This window comes from Pedobacter sp. KBS0701, from assembly GCF_005938645.2.
Lineage (GTDB): Bacteria > Bacteroidota > Bacteroidia > Sphingobacteriales > Sphingobacteriaceae > Pedobacter.
Genome location: NZ_CP042171.1, coordinates 231,402 through 254,238 on the forward strand (window position 1 = coordinate 231,402; position 22,837 = coordinate 254,238).

Annotated in this window: 11 protein-coding genes; 2 read left to right on the plus strand and 9 right to left on the minus strand. The window is 40.4% G+C overall.

Translation table 11 applies throughout. The annotated features are described in order from the left end of the window. Window positions 1-54: 54 nt before the first annotated feature. Entirely contained in the window at window positions 55-3,120 is a 3,066-nt protein-coding gene (locus FFJ24_RS00880; protein WP_138820363.1) for a beta-L-arabinofuranosidase domain-containing protein, read from the minus strand. 312 nt (window positions 3,121-3,432) lie between these two features. On the opposite strand from FFJ24_RS00880, the gene FFJ24_RS00885 reads away from it, so the two are divergent. Together FFJ24_RS00885 and FFJ24_RS00890 are read left to right on the plus strand one after the other, a co-directional pair. After that, window positions 3,433-6,966 (plus strand): family 43 glycosylhydrolase, encoded by a 3,534-nt coding sequence (locus FFJ24_RS00885; RefSeq protein ID WP_138820365.1) that lies wholly within the window; start codon window positions 3,433-3,435, stop codon window positions 6,964-6,966. A gap of 318 nt (window positions 6,967-7,284) precedes the next feature. Beyond that, complete coding sequence (locus FFJ24_RS00890) at window positions 7,285-7,494, plus strand: hypothetical protein (protein WP_138820367.1); 210 nt, start codon at window positions 7,285-7,287, stop codon at window positions 7,492-7,494. 433 nt (window positions 7,495-7,927) lie between these two features. Here FFJ24_RS00890 and FFJ24_RS00895 read toward each other — a convergent pair whose 3' ends face one another. From FFJ24_RS00895 to FFJ24_RS00930, 8 genes are all read right to left on the minus strand, one after another. Then, window positions 7,928-8,881 carry a hypothetical protein gene (locus FFJ24_RS00895; protein WP_138820369.1) on the minus strand — a complete coding sequence of 318 codons (954 nt, stop codon included), beginning with the start codon at window positions 8,879-8,881 and terminating at the stop codon, window positions 7,928-7,930. A 25-nt stretch (window positions 8,882-8,906) separates the two neighbouring features. Beyond that, entirely contained in the window at window positions 8,907-9,575 is a 669-nt protein-coding gene (locus FFJ24_RS00900) for a hypothetical protein (protein ID WP_138820371.1), read from the minus strand. A 4-nt stretch (window positions 9,576-9,579) separates the two neighbouring features. Further along, window positions 9,580-11,049, minus strand: a complete 1,470-nt coding sequence (locus FFJ24_RS00905) for a RagB/SusD family nutrient uptake outer membrane protein (RefSeq protein WP_138820373.1) — start codon at window positions 11,047-11,049, stop codon at window positions 9,580-9,582. 11 nt (window positions 11,050-11,060) lie between these two features. Further along, entirely contained in the window at window positions 11,061-14,198 is a 3,138-nt protein-coding gene (locus FFJ24_RS00910; RefSeq protein WP_168202351.1) for a SusC/RagA family TonB-linked outer membrane protein, read from the minus strand. 256 nt (window positions 14,199-14,454) lie between these two features. Further along, window positions 14,455-16,857, minus strand: a complete 2,403-nt coding sequence (locus FFJ24_RS00915; RefSeq protein ID WP_138820376.1) for a glycoside hydrolase family 127 protein — start codon at window positions 16,855-16,857, stop codon at window positions 14,455-14,457. Between the two features lie 373 nt (window positions 16,858-17,230). Further along, the gene (locus tag FFJ24_RS00920) at window positions 17,231-19,183 is read right to left on the minus strand and encodes a glycoside hydrolase family 97 protein (protein ID WP_210419439.1); all 1,953 of its coding nucleotides are present in this window, start codon (window positions 19,181-19,183) and stop codon (window positions 17,231-17,233) included. Between the two features lie 756 nt (window positions 19,184-19,939). Continuing rightward, window positions 19,940-21,319 carry a glycoside hydrolase family 43 protein gene (locus tag FFJ24_RS00925; RefSeq protein WP_246862710.1) on the minus strand — a complete coding sequence of 460 codons (1,380 nt, stop codon included), beginning with the start codon at window positions 21,317-21,319 and terminating at the stop codon, window positions 19,940-19,942. A 142-nt stretch (window positions 21,320-21,461) separates the two neighbouring features. Further along, window positions 21,462-22,835 (minus strand): glycoside hydrolase family 43 protein, encoded by a 1,374-nt coding sequence (locus FFJ24_RS00930; protein ID WP_138820378.1) that lies wholly within the window; start codon window positions 22,833-22,835, stop codon window positions 21,462-21,464. Between the last annotated feature and the right edge of the window lie 2 nt (window positions 22,836-22,837).

Below are 22,837 nucleotides of genomic sequence, written 5' to 3' on the forward strand. Positions count from 1 at the left end.
AATTAATTTTTAAACAAGTTTTTATCACTTCAATTTGAGCATTTCCCCAATTGCTTATTTTAAGGTCACATCCAGGTAAACAGAATGCCTTCCGTAGCTATCATAAAATGGTTTAAACAAAACTCCGTCTATAGTAAATTCCAGTTTGGCTGGATTGCCTTTGATGGTTTTCCCCAAATCATCAGCATTAAGGACAACATTACGCCATTCTTTTCTTGCCTCTGGTTCCTGTGCGGCAAGCAGTATGGGGCCATAAAATAAACTTGCAATATTCTGCTGATCCATTACCGGATCTAAATGAAACTGAAAAGGCATTGTTAAATCAACCTGATCTCCAGATTTCCAGTTTCTCGAAATTTTAAGGTAAGTTCCCGGTACTGCATTTAACTTTTGTTGCTGGCCATTAATTTTGACAAAGAAACCCTTTGTTGCCCATCCTGGGATCCGTACGTACAGGTCAAATTGACCATTACCGTTGATGGTTAAACTGGTTTGATCTGATTTTGGATAGCTGGTAGTTTGTTCAATCTTAATTTTTCGCTCGGACCAGTTTAATACAGATGGAATGAAAAGGTTAACATATAAAGATTGATTATTCTGATCTTTAAAATAAATAGAATTCTGTAACTTGGTGCTACTTTCCAATGCGGTACCATTGCAACAGGTAAAACCGGTCATGTCATCATTGCTGAATTGTTTTGCAGAACCTGGTCTAAGCGATATATGGTAAGTATTTCCGGGATTATCTTTTGCTACGGAAGCTAAGATGTCATTATATAAAGCCCGTTCGTAGTAGTCCATTAATTCTGCTTTTTGTTCGAAGAGAAACAGATCTCCTGTAAGTTTAAGCATATTGTAGGTGGCGCAGGTTTCATTTTGCCCACCTTCAGAAAATCCATTTTCGTATAAGGTTCCCGGCTGTGCAATAAAACATTCTGCATTGGCCGGATTTCTTGCACCAGCAACGCCGCCTATACTATACATATAATTATTTACGACTTTATGCCAGAAGTTATCAGCAATTTTAAAGTAATCTGACTGGTTTGATACACGATAAAGTTCCATACTACCAACAATCTGAGGAATATGCTGATTAGCGTGAAGGCCACGCAAAAGATCCACATTTTTAACTAAGCCACTGCTATGTGCGGCATCGCCATAAAACAAACGGATGTTGTCAAAAAGCTGTGCTGTTTTCAGATAATTTTCTTTTCCGGTGATTCTGTAGAGATGCGCCATTGATTCATTCATGCCACCAAACTCACCAGCAATATAGGTACTCCACATTTTGGTTAAGGTTTGTTGTGGTAAATGGCTTAATCGGGTATATACCCAGTCACTCATATTGGTTGCAATTTCAAGTGCTTTTTTATTACCGCTAACCTCGTAAATATCAATCAGTCCGGCTAAGATTTTATGTAAAGTATAATAAGGTGCCCAAATCTGATTGTTTTGTCCACCATATTTAGCGCCATTTTCAAGCATGATAAACTGATCTGGCGGATAGGCACTGATGAATCCTTTTCCCCAATTCCAGTAATCCCTTCTGATTCCCTTTTCGCTAATATCAGAATTATAGGCTGTTTTTCCAGGACCAAAAGGAATAGCTAACGGATCTGCAACAGCAGCGCCGCCCGCTTTTTGAGGTTTTCCGGATAATTGAGATATCGTATAGAGTGTATTAACCATATACTCCATTTTATCGGCGAAAATTTTCTGCAATGCTTTATCATTACCTGCGCCTGCATAAGCTTGTGCAATAGCACTTAAATAATGTCCGGTAGCATGACCTCGTAATTTAGTATCTTCGCTATCCCATACTCCAAGTGGTTTCGCACTGGCCGGCTGTTTCTGGCCAAAAGCGTGACGAAACATATACAGGAACGAATTAGGATCTGTTTTAGCCAATGTTCGGATAAATTTATCCCTGTTTTCAATAAATTTCGTATCATGCCCTTCATGATCAGCCTTTAGCATCACCTGGTTCAAGGCAAAAGGTTGTAGCTTAATAGCAGGTGTCGCCTCGTTGTCGGTCGGAGTCACCTTTACCTGTGCTTTCGGCTTAAAGTTTGTTCCTGGTACATAACCGGTAATGGTATAATTTCCCGGTTGGGCAACTGTCAAATTATCTGTTGGGTTTGGCCAGATTACCTTTACCATTGGGCCAGTTTTACCTGCTTGATAAGTTCCGGCAACAGCACCTGGTAATCGGGGAAGATTACCTACACTCGTTGTTACGTCAATATCATTTACCTGAGTTAGATATTTGGTATATAATTGGGATGCATCTGCGGGAAAATGTTGCAGGTTATCATCTGTTTTAGCCGAAGTGTTTACTGTCGTTTCGTTGGCCTCATATTGTTCGTGGCGATAAATGGAAACAATTTGCTTTGCATTTAAAGGTACCCGATAAATTCTGAAATCATGGATTAAAGCATTCAGTTCAGTGTTTTTAACTGATATGGCTTTGCCAAGGTTTAGCAATTTCTTATCCGATTTGTTCTGACCGAAAATAGCAGTAAGATCAAAGTTGATATCTTTTGCTTCAGCAACTTTTTTTCCATTAAGGTAACTTGTCAGAGATTTTGAGGGAATGTCAACAACAATAGCCAGATGCGCCCATTGGTTGAGAGCAGGAGTCGGCCCCTTTGTGATTATACTTGATTGCTTTCCATTTTGGATCATAGCAAGAAAACCCTGATCATTCTGTTTACTGTTGAGTTGTGAGGAAAAATGTTTATCGTCGCTTTGACCAAAGTCAAAAAAACTTTGTTCCGATCGTTCGCTTTTAAGTAAAACCCAACTGGTTATGCTGATGGATTCAATATCTGTTAATGCTCCCGCAGGGATGCTTACATAAGTTCCGGTAGTTCCCGGCAAAGAAAGTACTTTTCCGAAGCGACTGTCTTGTGCAAATTGCGGTTGACCTCCAATAAAATTTGCATTAAATCGATTTCTGGACCAGTCCTTTAAATCACCTTTAAGTTCATATCTGGCACTCATGGCCGTTTCGCCAATGCCATCGAGGATTTGATCACCATTTTGTGCCAGAACCGTGTTGCCTGTTACTATAAAAACAGCAAGGTATGACATGGAGCGGAAGACTTTGTAAATTTTCATAATTGATAAAATTAAACAAAAAGAGCAATAGACGAAGCCCTGGAAATTGCAGGTATTGTGCATATTTTAACCTTATTTTATGTTGACAATGCAAAGTAATGCCCAATTGTGGTGTGAATTGATTCTCTTGAGTCGTTTTTGTTTTCCCTCCGGGTAAGGGAATATTTTAAAGATTGGAGTATTAAAAATGGGAAAGGTTAAAATATTGATACTATGGATTAATATACAACGGTAATCTGGATTATACTTCGTTTATATTTACGTGCTGACCTATAACAGCTGTTTCCAAAATTCCTGACGTAACACTTAACCATGAAGAAAAAATATCTAAAGCCATTCATTTTATTTCTACTGTGTTCTACTTTTCAAATGGTACTGGCGCAATCTGTAAAGGAGGCTGTGGTACACGGAAATCCAATTATACCGGGTTATTTTGCAGATCCAACGGTAAAGAAGTTTGGAGATACTTATTACATATATGCTACAACAGATGGTAACGGTGGTGGTTTCGGTCCTTCCCAGGTATGGACATCTAAAGATTTTGTGAATTGGGTCATGCAGGATATGAACTGGCCAACCACGCACTACTACTGGGCGCCAGATGTAACCCAGGGTGCCGATAGTAAGTATTATCTGTATTACTGCCAGCCTGTTGAGATTTTTGGAGCTTCATCTGATACCCCTGTTGGTCCCTGGACATCGCTATTACCTAAAGGTAAACCGATTGTTTCTAATTTTATGGTGCCAAATGTAATTACGCTTGATGGACAGACTTTTAAGGATGATGATGGCAAATATTATATGTACTGGGGCACCTGGGGCATTTATCCCAACCATGGCTGTGGTGTTGGTCTTTTAAATAAAGATATGAAATCCTTTTCCAGGCTGGCACAGATTCCCAATACTGATGCAAAAGAGTTTTTCGAAGCACCCTTTGTATTTAAAAGAAAAGGAATTTACTATTTGACCTATTCTTCAGGTTATTGTGAGGATGGCACTTACAGGGTTCAATATGCAACTGCAACCAACCCGATGGGACCTTTTAAATATGCCGCTAATAATCCCATTTTATCTACAAATAAAGACGGAACGGTGCACGGGCCGGGACATCAATCTGTATTGCAACAGGGTGATGATTTTTACCTGGTTTATCACCGGCATAATAATCCGCATAATGATGGCGGTTACCACAGGCAGGTTGCTGTAGATAAAATGCAGTTTGATGATGAAGGGAATATCCTTAAGATTTTACCTACCCATACCGGAATCGGTTATCTGGCGAAAAATGCCAACCCACATCCAAATTTAGCACAGGGTAAAAAAGTGTCCGCATCCTCCAGCTATGATGAAAATTTTAAAGCGGAATTTGCCTTTGATGATAATAATGGAACATTATGGAAAAGCAAAAGCAATATAGGGCCTGCCTGGGTGCAGGTAGATTTGGGAAAAATATATCCTATTAAAAGTATCCATACGCAGTTTGAATACGCCACCTGGTACTATCAATATAAGATCATGTATTCGGTTGACGGGAAAACATGGAAAATATATGCCGATCGCAGTAAAAATACACAACATGGAAGCCCGATGATTGATTTCGGAAATATTAAGACGAGGTACCTCCGTACTATGGTTTTACAGACTGAATATCCGGGATTGAATAAAGCGATATGGAATATTAAAGTTTTCGATAATGCAGAATATCATCCGGTAATGAATACCAAAATTAAAAAATGGCAACCTTTAAAAGCTTTTGAACCAAAAGGTTTATTGGTAGACCTGGCATTAGATAATCTCCGGACAGGCACCGTTGTAGCAAACGTTCAAAATAAAGGTAAGTTGGGTGGGCATTTTTTGGCTAGTGGAACAACTAGACCCATTACCTCAATGATCGCAGGCAAAAAAGCATTGGTTTTTACTGGTCAGGAGCGCTTATCTTCATCAGTTCCTGCGCCACAGTCTCTGCTTGGAAACAGCAGCTATAGCGTAAGTATGTGGGTTTTAAATCCAGAGATTGATAAAGAAGAAACCATTATTTCGTGGACAGGGCGGGGAGGGGTTAATTTAAGTAACGCTGCAGTCGGTTATGGGAATAGTAAAACTGCAGGCGCAATAACCCATCTGGGATGGGCAGATTTAGGATACAAGCATTTACCAAAAGCAAATGAATGGCATCTGATCAGCATTGTTTTTGATGGTACAATGGAACATATTTATGTTGATGGAGAATTGGACAGGAGAGAAAGAAGAATGCTCTTTATCAATAACCTCAGGCATTTTCTCATCGGCGGAAATGAAGATGGAAGTGCAGGGTTTTCCGGTGCATTGGCTTCATTAAAAATTTATGATGTGCCACTAAGCCATGAAGAAATTAAAGCAGCTTATAAAAAAGGGCTGCCTAATAATACCGTGCTACATGTAGAGGCAAAAAATCTCGACTATGGCAATTTGAATAAGTGGACTAACAACGGTGCTGCTTTGGGGGTACTTGGAAGTAAGGGAAAAGCAGAAGTTGCCGATGTAAATGGGAAAATAGCAGTGGTATTGTACAATAAGGGTAAATTGCTTCTTAGCAATGAAATGACCGAAGCACCAGATTTTTCAAAACCTTTTAGCGCCATTTTTTCATTGTATTCGCAAGCCGGATCAAAAACAGATTTATTTTTTGGCAAAGGAAATAAAACGGCCAGGATAGCAGGAACCGGAAAGTGGCAAGAGGTGATCTGTACTTATTACAGAGGTAGATTCAAGATTTTTGTAAATGGTAAATTAGCTGGAAATGATAATCCCCCTAACAGACAAAAAGATCAGCGTATTTTAATTGGATCTGCAACGGAAGGGACTTCAGTAGCCATATCATCAATTTATGTGTTTAATTATGGTCTTGATGATAGCCGTTGTATGTTGGAATTTAATTTTTGGAAACAGACACTAAATAACAACCTCTCACACGCGTCATTCGCCTTAAAACCATCAGCTGTTACGCCAAATATGGTTTCTATGGCTGCGGATAAACCAGTGTTGCCTGGTACCAATTTTGAATACCTTTTTAAAAGTGATGGAGATAAAAGCACCCTAAAATGGTTAAAATCTCCAGATTATACTGACTTTTCAGTTGCGCCAGAAAAGCGCTATACTTACACTGTAAAGGTTAGAGATAACTTTGGCAATGTTACCCCAACCTCGTTACCCTGTGCCGTTACAACAGATTCTATACTTTTTGTAATCAGAAAGCAAAATGGAGCAGCGTTATCGGTTCCGGCAAGAGCAGATGGTTTGAAAGGTACTTCCTGGGACGGTTTGATAGGAAATGCGGACACCGTTGCCCAGCATTCCGGTGTATTGAAGTTGGTGTCGCACAATACATTCTGGGATGGATCAATGGCAACAGGACCATTTGCTTACAACCAGGTAGAAGGTAATTTTACTGCCGAGGTGTTGCTATCCGATATGTTAGGGCTGAACCAAAAGAAAGCTTATGGTGCAAATGAGGCAGGTATAATGGTTAAAGAACCATCAAGTGGGGCAAAGCTCATACAAAATGGTGTGATGCCAGGCTGGGGTGTCGGAAACATCATAACTGATTTTAACCAGGGGGAACGCAAACAGTTGAACAACCTATCGGGATGGGCTTTTTATCGTCATTTACAAATACAAAGGCAGGGAAATCTATTTTTTATGCGTGGCAGCCATGATGGAAAGGATTGGGTAAATCTTCCCGGCAGTCCTGTAAAAAGAGATAATATGAGTAGCGGAGTTTTAGAGGTGGGCGTATATCATGCTACTTATGGTGATATTTCTGGTTATGCATCGTTTAGTGATTTTAAGATCATCCAGAAGAAATAAAAGAGAAAAATTAATAATTTGTTATTGAGATTGACTGACCAAATTTGTCATTAAGTTAAGCGCCGCGGTTGGTCAGTCTGAACGTAGTCGAAGACTTCCTGAGATTTGATAAATTGCAAATAAATGCCCTTAGGCTATGCTACCATTGACGTTGTTTTGCAATTATTTATTAATGAGCGACTTGCGGAGTCTACGGATTTCCTTATAGCTAGGCCGTAGCACGGTATCTCCGTTCTGCTTAAATCCGGCCTAACAAATTTTTCGGGCTCCACTGACAAAGCCATCCCACTGGCTTCGAAAGAAAACGGCGAAGCCCTCATGAATGCAGCTGAAAGTTATAAACAACAAATGAATAAATTTTCAGCCGGTGTTTTTTGTTTTTTCATGTGTTTTTATGTTTTCAATGGCATTCAAGCTAGCTTCGCTGGTCTTTTTGACACCAAAAAGAAAGAGCCCTTCGGCGGCGGCGAGCCGAGGCAAGATCGTGGCGTATGGCAAAAGACATTAATTGTACATCACTCATATTGATTTATAAACCATAAATTACCCCTCAAGGCGGCATCTTTTGAGATTTATCCCTTAACTTAATGAGATTGCCTGAAGGCTCTGCGAAGCAAATCTTTTAATATAGTCCAAAGATCTCTCCGCTCCGCGTTGCTCCGGTCGAGATGACGACCATTCTATTGGAGGTTGACATCCGAAATTTTATTTAATTTTAAACAGGTTCGAAGATAATTGTCCTTTCGGCTGTAATGGAGAACCCGAAGGCTCTGCGAAGCAAAATTTTTTAAATTTGATTTCAATAACTTAGTTCAAAGATCTCTCCATTCCCCTGCGCTTCAGTCAAGATGACGACCACTCTATTGGAATCTGTCAATGAGGCCTTAAGATGGCCATGTTGCAAACAAAAAACCCAGGACCGCTTTTACACGACCTGGGCATCATCATCATTATTAACTAACTAAGGTTTTTTCGTAATTGTAGGTATTTGAATAGATACGGTATAGCTGCCTGCTGACAAAGCCTTGAAGCCAAAAAAAACAGGGTTAGCATTTCTATTTTCTACAGTAAATCTTGCGGGGATACGGTAATAATTTCCGGTTCCGTTGGCGCCATCTTTAATGGGGAAGCCGTTAGGAAGATCAATAAACTCCCATTCTAGTGCTGAGGATGTTTTTACAAGTGGAAAATAGGGGTTCATCTGAGAAAAGTTACCTCTATCGCCTCTGGTGATTACCTGTCCGGCAGAAGGATCAAAAGCTGCACCATTTTTATCCAAAAATACAAACCTGATCTTATTAGGACCTTTATTGTCGTACGTAACGGTAATGGGTAGGTTTATCCTGTCACTGAAGCCTGTTTCAGCATCCGGATCAGAGGTAGTCACAAACGGTCCAGCGTCGAGAGCAAAATAAGTCTTTGGCAATAGCTGTATCCTGCATGCATTTAAAATCTGGCGGGTACCTTTAACGTTGCTTACCTCTACATCTATTACATAATTGCCGGTAGCAACAAATGCTGTAGCCTGGGAGAGAGATATTCTTCCTCCAATCTCACTCACCTCCAGGGGTAAAGCCGGTTTAAGTACAATTTTTTTGTTTACTAAAGCAACGGTTGAATCGGCACTGGTAATCTGACCAAGAAACTGTTTAATCGTAAACTCTTTTGTCATTTCGGGCGCCGGCTGCCCGGTGTCTGCATTTCTAACGGCAAGAAGTTTAACCTTTACTGGTCCGGTGGTTCCATCTAATTCAATCGCGTTTGAATTTGTTACATTTCCCTGGGTAGCAATTAAAGGGTTTGGACTGTAAAACATATAGTCACTGATGAAACCCTTTTCTACCTTTTTACAGCCGAAAAAAATGCCGGTCAAAGCTAGCGCAGATATGGATGAAATTAATAATATTTTCTTCATGATTTTTACCTGTTATGATTCCACGTTAGAATCTGATGAATGTATGGTTGTTGCTCAGCACATGCAGCATTCCGCCAGATGATGGTTCTATATCGGTGGTCTGGCATTGTGCTTTAAGGTCTACGTTTGGATCATTGGGTTGTGCAGTTACATTAGGAGGATCCAGACCACCCCTAACTTTTATATAATAGAGATAATATATCGGTGCAGATGACCAGGATTCGGCTGGCTTGGGCTGCAAAATCCTTTGGATTGCTGTTTGCGTATTTGCTGCGTTACCCACAATGGTCGCCTGTAAGGGTGTTGTCATCAATGCAATCCTTGATTTGGAGATGTACATCCTGAGCGAATCTGCGCTGATATCCTTATACATATCGGCAAGGCCATAGTTATTGTTTTCATTAATAAGTCTGACCGAATCTCTTTTTATTTTCAGGTAGCTGTTAATGGAATAGTTGGTGGGGGCAAAAAAAGTTGCTGCACCATTTACTTCCTGCTTCATGTTGTAATGATCAATCACCATAATCAGCGTATCAAACAAGTGGTACTTGTGCTGTTTAAGGTAATCGTATGTTGTTAATGGGGTTTTGGCGGTACTTAATCCGCCATCTGTCAGGTATTCACTTTTCTTGCAGCTTGTAAAATAGGCAAGCCCCATACAGCATATTATGGAATAGAATATTTTATTTTTCATTATTTTACATCTTTGAGCTCCAGAACGGAGTTTGGGTTAACTTTTTGTTTATAATCATTAACGCCGGGTCTATCGGCCAATAATATTTGCCTGCATCGAAGTCGCCTTTGTTCATCTTGTCATCGCCGAATTTAATAGTGCCGGTTTTTCTGCCAAGCCTAACCAAGTCGTAAAAACGATGTCCTTCCAGAAATAGTTCTCTTCCACGCTCGTTTATAATGGCCTCAAACAAGTTGGCATTATCGCCATTCCAGGCACCCGCACCTGCTATGCCCCTTACTTCATTGAGTATGGCCCTGGATTGATCAAACTGGTTTAATGCTGCAAGTGCTTCTGCCTTTAAAAGCTTTATATCTGCAAGCCTGAAAATGATGATGTTATTATGGGCTACCGGAATAATTACGTTTTGTCCGTTAACATAGGTGATATTCGAATACTTGATACAGATCGGGTCTGTTGAATTGGTCAGCGCAAAGGCTTTGGAATACCGTTTATCGTTAAGATCATCGAAAAGATTCTTTAACGTAGTGGTATTGAGTGAAAAAACAGCATTTCCGGTATTAGTTGTTAAATAAGGGCTTTTTAACGTGTAATTTGCTATGTTAGCTACATTGCCTTCATTTTCACCACTTTGGGCAATCTCAAAAATGCCCTCATTAGATTTACCTTTGTATATGTCAAGGTAACTATCCCTGTTTACATACTGATAAAAGTTTTGGTCGATAATCTTGCTGGTTGTCAAATTACAGTTTTGGTAATCGCCCTGCCAGGCATAAATATGTGCCAGAAGGGCGTAAGCTGAACCTTTATTTGCTCTTACGGCTCTATTTGCAGGGTTCGCATAATCCCAGTTCAAAAGGCTTATTGCCATGTTAACATCACTTAAGCATTGTGCTAAAACTTCAGCTGCCTTATTGCGTGGAATATCTACAGCATCTGCAATCGCTCCGGTTTGTATAACCAGGGGAACATCTCCCCAAATTCTGGTCATGTAGAAATAATTGAATGCCCTTAAAAAATAGGCTTCGCCCAAGAGATTATTTTTTGATGTAGGAGAAGAAAATTTATCATCTGGTATTGTCGGGATAAATTTGAGACATCTATTGGCTTGATCTATGGCGCTATAGAAGCTGTCATATCTTCTCATTTGCATCATTGGATCTCCTGTTTCTGCAGTAGCAACAGGTATGGACCAATTGATCGCAGCAATGTTGTCGAAACGATAAGAATTCGCAGAAGAGAATTCATCAGTAGGCAGGTCTCCGTAGGCATAAAAAGCAAGTCCATTTGCCTTATTCAAGGTTTTTCTCAATAGTGCGTAACCTCCTGCTATACCCTTGTCTGCATCGTTCTCATTTTTCCAAAAGGTAATATCTGTAGAGGTGCTAATGGGTTTTTCATCAAGAAACTTTTTGCATGAAGTGGCCATGCTCAATCCGATTGCACAGCATATATATATTGCTAATCTTTTCATCGTAGTAATGTTTAAAATGTTAAATCAATGCCAAATGTGTACTTTTTGGGAATGGGGTAGTCGTTTCCGCCAGAATACCCATCTACTCCAACCGCTTCCGGATCAGGTACAGTGGATTTGGACCATACTTTTACATTATCCATTACACCGTAAAATCTAATCATGCTCATGCCTAGTTTTTTGGTGAGTTTTTGAGGCAAGGCATAGCCCAAGCGGATATTTTTGATGCGTAAGAAACTTGCGTCCTCTACGTACATGCTCTGGCCTATATGCCATTTGTCTACTGTATTGGTAATCAGTCCTGGGTATTTGGCAATATCTCCCGGTTTGGACCAGAAATCCGAAACATTAAAGTTTGATGCAGGTCCTGATCTTGGCCCCCAGTAGAAGTATGGATTAGAAGTTCCTGCATCCTGAAACTTATCTGAGAGGTAGCCATTACGCAGGCTGCGGCCAGAAATGAAAGTAACCAGCACATCAAGAGAAAAGCCTTTGTATGAAAATGAATTGTTCATACCGCCTGTAATGTCTGGATTTGGATTTCCATAAGATACATAATCATTATAATCGATATTGTAATCCCCGTTCTGATCTGCCCTTGCCGGATCACCTGCACTGTATTGTGCTCCCCCAAAGTGCGTAATCCTTTTGCCTGTTTTTGGGTCTACAGGAACATCTGCGTCCGTTGAATAGATTCCTTTCACGTCCCAGACCTTATAGGTGAACAATGGTTCGCCAACGCTCAGGGTCTGTTGTAGCCAAGGCGGCCCGAAAGTAAAATCTCTTCCCCCGTTTGGCAGTTTGGTAATATAATTATCGTTATAAGCGATATTGAAATTGGTTGTCCACTGAAATTTTGACTTAGGCCCAAAATTTCTCGTGGTTAAAGTTAACTCAATACCGGAATTACGCAGATCAACAAAATTGTTTGAGATCTGAGAATAACCAGTAGTAAGTGGTACGGCAACCTGAAATACCTTACTTTTAGAATCCCGTACATAGTAATCGGCTGTTAAGGTTATTCTGTCCTTAAGCAGTCCCATGTCGATTCCCGCGTTGAACTGCGGACTTCTTTCCCAGCTGATCGAACTTGCTGATGCTGCTCCATAATAATCCGGGTATAATACTGATGTCCCATTATAGGTATTCTGAAAGCCACCTACACCATTTGCCAATACTGATGTTGGATAACCTGCATCTCCTATTAACGATTGGTACTGGGCATAATAAGCGCCGGGATCATTTCCGGTTACGCCATAACTCGCCCTAAACTTTAAGTAGGAAACAATATTCTTCAGTGGTGAGAAGAAATGCTCTTCAGATGCATTCCAGCCTGCTGAAACTGAAGGGAAGGAGCCCCAACGGCTGTCAGCACTATACCTTGAAGAGGCATCGGCACGGTATACTGCCTGAAAAAGATATTTTCCTTTGTAATCATAAACAAAACTTCCCATCCAAGATAAGCGCGAGCGCTCCTGGATATCGTTACTTACATACAAATTTGGACCAGCAGCAATTCCCGTAACGGTTTTTACCGCATCCGAATTTCCTATACTTGAGCTATAAGTATTGTTGAGTATGTTTTTTTCCATTCCCTGTAGCAGGACGATGTTAAAATTATGTCCGCTTTTCAATGACTTATAGTAGTTTAATGTGTTCTCCAATTCCCAACGGTTGGTTTGGTAGATATATCCGTAAGCTTCATTCTGGCCGCTGGAACTTAAAAGATTTGGTTTAAAATAGCTTCTGGTATTATTGTTTATATTGTACGATATCGTGCTTTTTAAGTTTAAACCAGGTATAATAGTATATTGGGCCATTGTGTTACCATTCAAACTGGTGGTTTTGTCATCGTCTCTAAGTTCATCATATCTGCCAGTATATAACGCCTGTTCAGTTGGGCCAATGCTCCAAAAAGATGATGGGAAACCCCAGGTTGTGAAGGGGTATTTGTTTTGGTCGCCTTGACCGTGCTTGGCTTTGGTCAGGCCGACAAATAGATTGGTCTGGATCAGCAATTTTTCAGTAGGAGATACCTGGAAGAACAGGCTAGGGGTAATCCTGTTGATATCATAACCTTTCATTACCCCTTCCTCAAAGTAACGGTTGAAAGAGAATCTATAAGAATATTTATCCGTTGCCCCCGATATGCTTGCATCAATATTGCTGATATTTCCCGTTTGGAGAAATAACCCCTGCCAGTCTGTATTGTTGTTGAAAGCAGTATTTAAACTGTCGGTTAACATCATATTCAGATTTTTGAGCAGGTCGTATGATGCATTGCCCCCATAGAGTAAATCCATTTTCAGTCTTCTCTCCGCAGTACCGGTTTGGATTGGTTTCAGTGCCGGTTTGTTCGCAATACCGAAATAGCTTGATATCCTGATCTGTGGTGGAGCGCCAATAACTGCACGCTTTGTTTTTACAATAATAACGCCGTTTGCCGCCCTGGCACCATAAACTGCTGAAGCAGATGCATCCTTAAGTACATCGACAGATTCGATGTCGTTGGGGTTTATTGCCTGTAATGGACTGCTTCCATAGGCCGACCCAATATCATTGACATCATAAATCACACCATCGATAACGTATAAGGGCGAACTGCTTTGGCCTAAGTTTACATTACTTGCACCACGGATGTTGACGATGTTGTTCCCTCCGGGTTCGCCCGAAGTACTCAAGACTGTCAGTCCTGCAACCCTTCCCTGCAGCATGGCATCAAATGTAGAGTAAGGCGTATTTTCAAAATCTTTTCCTTTTACAGAAGATATAGCACCAGCTGTTTTTTTTCTCTGGATATTCTGATAGCCTATGGCAACCACCTCATCCAAAGAGTTGTTATCTTCCGCAAGCTCAATATTAATGCTTGTCTGGCCTGCAGCAGAAACTTCTTTTGACTTATAGCCAACAATGCTTACCGTCAACATTGATGAGCCTTCTTTTAAGGTCAGCGAGAAGTTTCCCTTTGTATCCGAAGAGGTACCGTTTGTTGTGCCCTTTTGTTTAATAGATGCCCCGGGTAAAGGCTGGTTTTTTCCATCAGTTACTGTTCCGGTAACTTTGGTTTGTGCGAAGCTAAGAAAGGGTACCATGAGGAATATGATGATGCCCAGGAACTTACTCCGCCCTAAAGTAAGGTTTGATTTCATTAGTTTATTGGTTAGTTTAAACGTTGTGGTAACGTTTATAAATTTACCCATTAATGATTTGATTGTAATGAATATTTTACCCTATTCGAATCATTTTTTAACCAGTTTAAAGTAGAATAAATCTTCTCTCGTTGTTACCTTATCATCTGATTTAAGCTTTTCTATTATTTATGGATACCAGATATTATTGAATGTATTTCTAATAAAAAAACTCCTTATTTCTTTAAAGGAATAAGGAGTTTTTTGTCTTTAGTGATTATTCTACCGTCCATTCATGTACGCCAGTTGCTTGTTCTGGCGGAAGCCTTATTTCCATCCTTAAAGCAGAGGTACTTACCTGTTTGAATTTTACAACATTCCATTTATCCTTACTGATCTCATAAGGAGATATTGATTCTACAGGGATCCACAGTTCGCCTTTCTTGTAAAGTAACCTGTAAGAGGCTGGAATTCGACAGCCACCCCAGGGACCATCATCATACCAGTAAACTTTAGATTCGCTGACAGTCTGCTCCGATTCAAAATTATATTGCAGAAATTCGTCGGTGTTTTTTGCGGGCCACCAGTGCAGGTAGGGGAAATTTGTATCTTTTGAATTGGCAGGTTCGTACTGATCTTTGATTGCCGAGAACATTCTCTTGTTTTTTAACGAGCCTGATACCTGACTTCTGCTTGCTATGGTTGGTGCAGGCTTTGGCATGGCCGCTGATTGCTCATAAGGTATCCATACTGTCATTTCGCTTGGCCCCCTGTTTGCCCAGGCATAATACGGTATGGCCTTAACATCCTGAGCGGTTACCAAAAGGCTGTCGCTCTTTATTTGCCGTTTTGTGCTTTGGCCTTTAATATCGATTACTCCTACACCATCAAGAAGGTTTTGCTCATAATGAGAAGAGGCAATTGCATTCTTACCGATCATAATATTCTGTACCAGGCTGTCTTTATTGTCTGGGCCTTCAAGGCAGTAAACAACAGGTCCGCGTTGTAATACAAAACGTGAAGCATCGTCTTTAACGTTTTTGTTAGCGATCACTTTGTCGGTTTCCATGGGTAGGTTTAAGAAAATTTTATCGCCTTTTTCCCATTTTCTGGTTAAAACAGCATAGCCTTTTTCTGTAATAAATGATGTGACCTCCCCATTGATTGAAATCTTTACAGGAGTTGTTTTTTTATCCATAAATGAATAAAGATTTCCTGGCGAGGCCTCTTGGGCTGCCCAGCCCGGAATCCGGATTCTTAGGGTAAAAACAGCAGTTTTTTCCGGGTTGATATTGATGGTTACCTCTCCTTTCCAGGGATAGTCTGTAGTCTGTGTGATTTCTACCCCCGTGGTGGCAAGGGAAATTTTACTGGTGTTGCTCATAAACAGGTTTATATACAGGTCGTTTTTATCCTGTGCATACACATAACCTGGCAGAGAAGGTAAAAAGCGGGCCATATTACTAATGCAACATGCGCAACTGATCCACGCGCTCCGCTGATGTTGAAACATGGATGCCAATGGGTTTGGATAAAAGAAACGATCGCCACTTAACGAAACGCCAGATAATAATCCATTATATAATGTTCTTTCCAATACGTCAACGTATTTAGAATCCCCATGCAGCAGGAACATTCTTTCATTCCAGTAAACATTTCCAATAGCGGCACAGGTTTCGGCATAAGCAGACATATTTGGTAATTGGTAAGCTTCTCCGAAAGCTTCACCAGCTCCTGTAGCACCAATACCTCCGGTAACATATAATTTTTTATTTACTACGTCTCCCCAAATATCATCAATAGCAGACAGGTATTTTGTATCTCCGGTAAGCGCAGCAATATCTGCCATTCCTGTATACATATAGGCTGCCCTCACGGCATGGCCAACAGCTGTATGCTGATCGGTAACTTTTTCATGTGCCTGATTATATTCATCTCCTTTCGGACCCCTCACGTCCAGGAAGAACTTTGCGAGGTCCAGATATTTTTGATTACCGGTAACACGGTACATTTTGGATAGCCCGATCTCTACAATCTGGTGGCCCGGGTATTCTTCTGTTTTTCCGGGACCAAAGGTTTTTACCAAAAGGTTTGCATTTCTAATGGCAATGTTTAATAGTGTCTTTTTACCGGTTGCCTGATAATGGGCCACTGCGGCCTCATAAAGATGTCCAGCATTATAAAGCTCATGACTTAATATCTCTTCCTTCTCCCAACGTTTAGCGCCGATCCATTCATGCGGTTTTTTTGCATTCACCGTCCTGAAAGTGAATAAATATCCATCGGGTTCTTGTGCCCCGCCGATTATGCTGATAAGCGTATCAATATAAGCTTCAAGTTTTGGATTTGCTTTATTCTGAATGGAATAAGATGCGCCCTCAATTGCTTTATATACATCGGTATCATCAAACGGAAATTCACTCATCTTATCTCCACTCATTTTTTTTCCTGCCCTCAGAAAATTATCCATTCTGCCATTTGCTTTACATTGTGCAATTACATAGGGGATAGTTACTTTTGCATTGATCTCCATTTTTGGCTGCCAAAAGTTATCCTCTACATGAACCTTTGTAAACGCTACGGGCTTGATCGGATAATCTTTCTTTTGCGCAAACGTATTGAATGCCAATGAGATTAATAATGTGCAAAATAGGATTAGCTGATTTATTTTATTCTTCATACTTATCTGGTTATTTAAGGATTTTGTGTTCATTATATAAACCTGACTATTCAAAATAGTATATAAGCTGATTAGCTTTTCGGTTATATTTAGAATCACACGAAGCTAGCGCATTTGAAAATAAAAGTCTAAGTGTTTTTTTGCAGGTCGTAGCAAGATTTTACCTCAATCTTGGGTGTATGAGAACATTCTATTGCTCTGATATACCAATATATGACCCTGAATCTTTGTGGTAATAAGAGCTAGTTTCTGTATAGAATAATTTGAAATTTTTTGTTTATTACAGGCCTGCCAGATTCCAAGATCTCTCCATTTAGCTGTGCTACAGTCGAGATGACAACCATTCTATTACATACTCTCCTGTGGAGCTATTTTATTTTGCCACGATTACATTCGCTCCGCCTGGTAAAAGTTTTAGTTTTAATTGTTTTGTCTTATTTAATTTCAGCTGTTTTATTTGAGGTGAACGGTCGCCGGCATCTGAGTATAAGGTAACTTCAGTACCTGATAACATTGGAAGCGAAATGTCGATTGTTTTCTCCGTAGTTTCAGCATTTATAGCGGCAATATACCAGGCATCGCCATGGCGACGTGCCAATACACAATATTTTCCAGGATATCCATCAAGGAAAACAGTATTGTCCCAGGTTGTTGGCACATTTTTCATAAAATCGATCACGTGAGGCGCAACATCGCTGAGGTTATTTGGGGTGATGCCAAAATTCTGCACTGGATTCTGGAAAAGAATAGCGGTTGCCAATTGGAAAGTTTCTGTTGTTTTTCTGATTGTTCCTCCGTCATTTTTCTTGTTATGGCGCTTATTTAAAAGAACGGGGCCGAAATCCATTGAGCCGATAGCATTTCGGATAAAGGGGTGAAGGCTGGCATTGAAAGCTTCGTTATCATTGGCATGTTGCCCAAATATCAGGTTCTCGGATGCCAATACCGCCTCGCTTCCAGCATAATTAGGGTACATTCTTTCCCAACCTCTGGGTATTGTACAGCCATGGAAGATTACCGTTAAACCAAAAGTGTTGGCATCAGCTAAAATATCTTCATACAGTTTCATGGTTTCCTGTTTGTCGCCACCAAAGAAATCTACCTTAATTCCTTTCACCCCAATCTGCTGCATCCACGCCATTTCCTGTTTTCTTGCAGAGGCGGTATTCATTTTATATTTAGGACTTTGTGGCGCATCGTTCCAAAAACCATTGGAGTTATACCACAAGGCAATGCCAACCTTTTTGTCTTTGCCATAGGCAACCAGTTCCTCGATTTTTTTCCGTCCGATCTTTGTGTCCCACCAGTTATCAATCAGTACAAACTCATAACCCATGGCCGCAGAAAGATCAATAAACTTTTTCTGATCCTCGAAATTAATACTTTCATCTTGCCATAACAGCCAGCTCCAGGTAGACCGGCCAAAGGTATAGTTTTTCGATGCGGCATACTGCGGCGCTACAACATCGAATGGAACAGTAGTTTCAACAATCGGTTTAAGTGTACGTCCGACAGTAATGGTACGCCAGGGTGTATTGCCTGGTAATGATATCGTTGGATTTGCACTACCGATGCCATTGTTTTCTCCCTTCTCCGGGAAAGCAATTTTGTAATGACCATCTTTAGTGCCTTCGCTTAGCCTGGAACCACAGTATAGCGAATTTACGCCCGTTTCTGAAAGTAATACCCAGCCTTCATTCCCTAAATGGAAAAGGGCGGGAAAAGTATAACCTATGCCATATTTTGAAGGGACGCCCATGGCCTGATCAGGATTATATTCTTCTTCGTAGCTAGGCTTGGTTTTCATCCAGCCTATCATGGGGGTAGCCTGCGGGGTTAAAAACGTAGTGGTATTTGCCGGGAATTTGTATCCGCTCAATTCTTCTTCAATTACAAAGGTTGCGGCTTCACCGGTCTGAGGAACCTGATATCTAAAGGCAATATCGTTATTGCTCACGCGAAATACTACTTCAATCTGGTTCTTTTTGGTATTCTCAAATTTGCAGATGAGCTCATTTGCCTGGTAGCTTACACTACTGATCTTGATTTTTGGTTCATTGTAACGCTCATCGATTCGTCGTAATTGCTTACCGGTTAGCTTGAGACCGGAAGATAAGTCCATCTGGCTTCCGCGAAGTCCCAGAGGAGATCGCTCAATCATTTCTTTTCCCCGTAGTACTACATTGTAATAAAGTTTACCCTCGTTTAAATATAATTTAACCATTAATTTCTGATCTGGACTTGTAACGTTCAGGTCTTGGGCAAAAGATAAAACGTGGCTGGTAACCAATGCCATTACCAGTAAAATGCCTTTAAAATAATTCATAGCTAAAGATTTGTGGAGTAATTTTGGGATATTCATCACAACGGAATAAGCTTATTTGGTATAGATTTATCTGATCAGTTTCGAAAGCGAAAATTAGGCAATATTTTTAAATGTTATGGTAACGTTTATTATTTTTTTCCCATTTTCTTTTTCTTCTGTACCAGTAGTTGAACAAAACTGTTGCTGCCACTAAGCTCCGGTAGTTTTTTATTCTCAAAATCCTCAAAGTTATTTTGCTTAACTAAGATCCTGTTTAAATTTTTACAGCAAATATTACCTAGCCTTTGGCTATCATCCTGAACGATAATTTATATATAAAATACAGATGGATAAAGAAGGTGAATGGTCTAGAAGTATCATTCGACCGCAGTGGAGAACCCGAAGGTTCTGCGAAGCAAAATCTTTTAAATTTGATTTCAATAAATAGTACAAAGATCTCTCCACTTCGCGTTGCTCCGGTCGAGATGACGACCATCCTATTGGTGTCTGTTGATGGTAGCGTAATGGATTGCTTTCATTAATTTGTTGAAATGGTCTTCGACTACGCTCAGACTGACATGCGAATTAATTTTATTTAATTTTTAAACACGTTCTAAAATAAATAACTGAATAGGATTAGATTAACCAATTTTCCGTTTTATAACTTTAAAACAATTTTTGTAGTCAATCCTTAGAACGATTAAAAATAGAATAAAACAATTCGAAATTAGCAATTAACTCAAAGGCCCCACGACCAACAGTTTTATCAATCCGGATTTACTTTTTTATCATCTTCCACCAGTCTAAACTGAATATTCCCTCTTTAAATACCAGGAATAGGTCGTGCTTGCCCTTTACCTCATTAAGCGTACAGGAGATTGTTTCCCATTTGGTATCTTTACTTTTTATGGGAAGTGTTCCGATTAACCTGCCATTTTGATCATCAATTCTGATTTCCAGCTTTCCTCCGCCAGTAATGGAAGTTAAACTGGCTTCAAACTTTTTAGCACCACTTTTAAAGTCCACACCTTTAATTTTGATGAAAGCACCTGGCTGTTTATTGGTGGTGAAAATACGCCCGTTTACAGCGTCTTTTTCTGCTTTAATACCTTCAGACCAGCTTATGGTTTCAGCTTCGGTACGTTTGAAAGGACTTAAATTACCGATTTGTTTCACTCCGGTTTCCGACCACCATGGCATCTCCTGGATTGTACCATCCTGGTTGTAGCTGAGTTCTTCCACACAAACCGAGCGTCTTTCATGATGTTTATCGGTGATCATAAAATTTAACCGGAAATTAAAACCAAACAAATATGATTTACCCTTGTAATCAATAATTCCAGGGTGATTTCCTGAAGATTTTTCATTTGGTTTCATCAGGTAATCCTTATAGTCCCAGGGACCGGTTGCATTTTTGCTCATTGCGTAAGCAATCCCTTCCGGGCAACAAGTAGAGGCATAGGCGAGATAGTAGTGGTCGTGACGTTTATAAGTCCACGGACCTTCCTGGTAGTGGTAAGCATCAGCTTTGGTTTGCCCTTTTTCTTTACCTACATCTTTTACTTTAACGATTTCCCCTGAATAGGAGATCATGTCTTTATTTAACTTTACATACCAGAGGTTTGGATTACCCCAATACAGATAGGCTTGTCCGTCATCATCAATAAACACAGAGGGATCAATGTCATTCCACAGATGGTCATCATCAATAAGCCTTTTTCCTATAGGATCTTTGAATGGGCCATAAGGACTGTCTGCTACCAAGACCCCAATGCCACTTCCCTGTACCGGACAATACAGGTAGAATTTTCCATTACGCTCAATACATTGAGGTGCCCAGGCTCCGTTATCCTGCTTCCCCCAGGTGAAGTTTTTCAGAGATGCAATAGCGCCGTGGTCTGTCCAGTTTACCATATCTGTTGAAGTATAAAGAAGCCAATCCTTCATCAGGAATTTACCCATTCCAGGACCCGCATTATCTTCATCATGGGAGGTGTACAGGTATACGGTATCTTTATATACCATTGGTGCCGGATCGGCCGTAAATTTAGTCTGTATGATAGGATTTTGGGCTAAAGTGCCCAGCGTTACGAAACTTAAAAGTAAGCTTGCGCCTATTCTGAATTTCTTTACCATTTTTATATGTGTTATTTTCATTTAGTTTTATTTTAAGGGCTGATGTGGATTTTCCTAGCCATAATTCCATTTAATTTGCTTAGTTCCTGATAAAGAAACCGCAGTTAAACATCTTAATGTGAGCGCCACAGCGCTGGAACCTGAGGTGATTAATAACCTGCCATTAGCGGATCAAGCGCCAGGAGTCAAAATTAAAAAGCTCACTGCCCTCACCTTTGAATACCAAATACAGGTCATGTACACCAGTGATCCGGTCTGTTTTACACAGCTGGGCTTTCCAATCCTGAGTATTTTTGGTTGATTTTGCTTCCAGTTTTCCCAGTAGCTTACCGCTTAAGCTATCTGCCCGAAGTTCTATATTTCCTTTTGAGGATAGGGAGGCTACTGTTGCTTCAAACTTCGTAGCGCCTTTGCCAAAATCTACACTGCGGATTTTGATGTAATCCCCATTGTCAATATTGGATACATAAATAGCCCCTGTTAAGCTATCTTTGGCGGTTTTTATACCTTCTGACCATGCTATGGTTTCGGCTTCAACACGGGTAAAAGGATCTAAGTTTGAGGCGCTTTTCAGTACGCCTGTTTTTGTGCGGTTAATTCTCGGAATAGATCCATCAGGGTTAAAGCTGAATGGTTCAATACAAACCGAACGTTTGAAGCCCCCACCCCCAGGTAAAGCCCCGTCATGATAAAATAAATAAGACTGGCCTTTGAAATCGATATAGCCGGGGTGATTGGTGAATGCACCACGATCTTCGATCACTTTCATAATCGTATCCCCATATATCCAAGGGCCTGTTGGACCTTTGCTGGTAGAATAAGCCAAATGTTCAGGAACGCCTCCAGCCGGATAAATCAGGTAATATTTGCTTTTCCGCTTAAAGAACCATGGTCCTTCCTCATATTCCGATGGTCTTTTTTCCAAATCTTTTTTCCTCGTACTAAAGCCCTGCTTGTTTAGCGGCACTTTCACGATTCCGACTTTTTCATCATAAGAGACCATATCTTTATTCAGTTTTACATAATATAATTGAGGATTGCCCCAATAGAGATAAGCCTGCCCGTCATCATCGATAAAAACAGTTGGATCAATGTAGCCAAAGCCTGAAAGCAATGGCTTGCCTATTGCATCTTTAAAGCCTGCTGTAGGCGTGTCTGAAATGGCAACACCAATAGCGTTCCCGCCATTTTTTTGGTTAACGGGTAAGTAATAGTAAAATTTCTCATCCCTGAATATGCACTGGCCTGCCCATGCATCACCGCGCGACCAGCTAAAATCTTTATAGGATAAAATTGCTCCATGATCAGTCCAGTTAACCATATCCTTTGAAGAATAACACCGCCAATCGTTCATGGTGAAAAAGTTTTTCACCGTAACATCTTCATCATGCGAAGTATATAGATAAACGGTTCCATTGTGTACCATTGGTGCCGGGTCAGCTGTATAATAGGTCTGAACGATTGGGTTCTGGGCAAAACTTGCCAATACTGACAGCAGGCCCGTAAAAAGTGATATCCCAAATATTTTTTTCTGCATTT

What these genes read in the sequence shown, in the direction of transcription:
- FFJ24_RS00885 (WP_138820365.1), top strand. Translation starts at nt 3,433, where the DNA reads ATGAAGAAAAAATATCTAAAGCCATTCATTTTATTTCTACTGTGTTCT.
- FFJ24_RS00900 (WP_138820371.1), bottom strand. Translation starts at nt 9,575, where the DNA reads ATGAAAAATAAAATATTCTATTCCATAATATGCTGTATGGGGCTTGCC.
- FFJ24_RS00910 (WP_168202351.1), bottom strand. Translation starts at nt 14,198, where the DNA reads ATGAAATCAAACCTTACTTTAGGGCGGAGTAAGTTCCTGGGCATCATC.
- FFJ24_RS00890 (WP_138820367.1), top strand. Translation starts at nt 7,285, where the DNA reads ATGAATGCAGCTGAAAGTTATAAACAACAAATGAATAAATTTTCAGCC.
- FFJ24_RS00930 (WP_138820378.1), bottom strand. Translation starts at nt 22,835, where the DNA reads ATGCAGAAAAAAATATTTGGGATATCACTTTTTACGGGCCTGCTGTCA.
- FFJ24_RS00895 (WP_138820369.1), bottom strand. Translation starts at nt 8,881, where the DNA reads ATGAAGAAAATATTATTAATTTCATCCATATCTGCGCTAGCTTTGACC.
- FFJ24_RS00920 (WP_210419439.1), bottom strand. Translation starts at nt 19,183, where the DNA reads ATGAATTATTTTAAAGGCATTTTACTGGTAATGGCATTGGTTACCAGC.
- FFJ24_RS00915 (WP_138820376.1), bottom strand. Translation starts at nt 16,857, where the DNA reads ATGAAGAATAAAATAAATCAGCTAATCCTATTTTGCACATTATTAATC.
- FFJ24_RS00925 (WP_246862710.1), bottom strand. Translation starts at nt 21,319, where the DNA reads ATGAAAATAACACATATAAAAATGGTAAAGAAATTCAGAATAGGCGCA.
- FFJ24_RS00880 (WP_138820363.1), bottom strand. Translation starts at nt 3,120, where the DNA reads ATGAAAATTTACAAAGTCTTCCGCTCCATGTCATACCTTGCTGTTTTT.
- FFJ24_RS00905 (WP_138820373.1), bottom strand. Translation starts at nt 11,049, where the DNA reads ATGAAAAGATTAGCAATATATATATGCTGTGCAATCGGATTGAGCATG.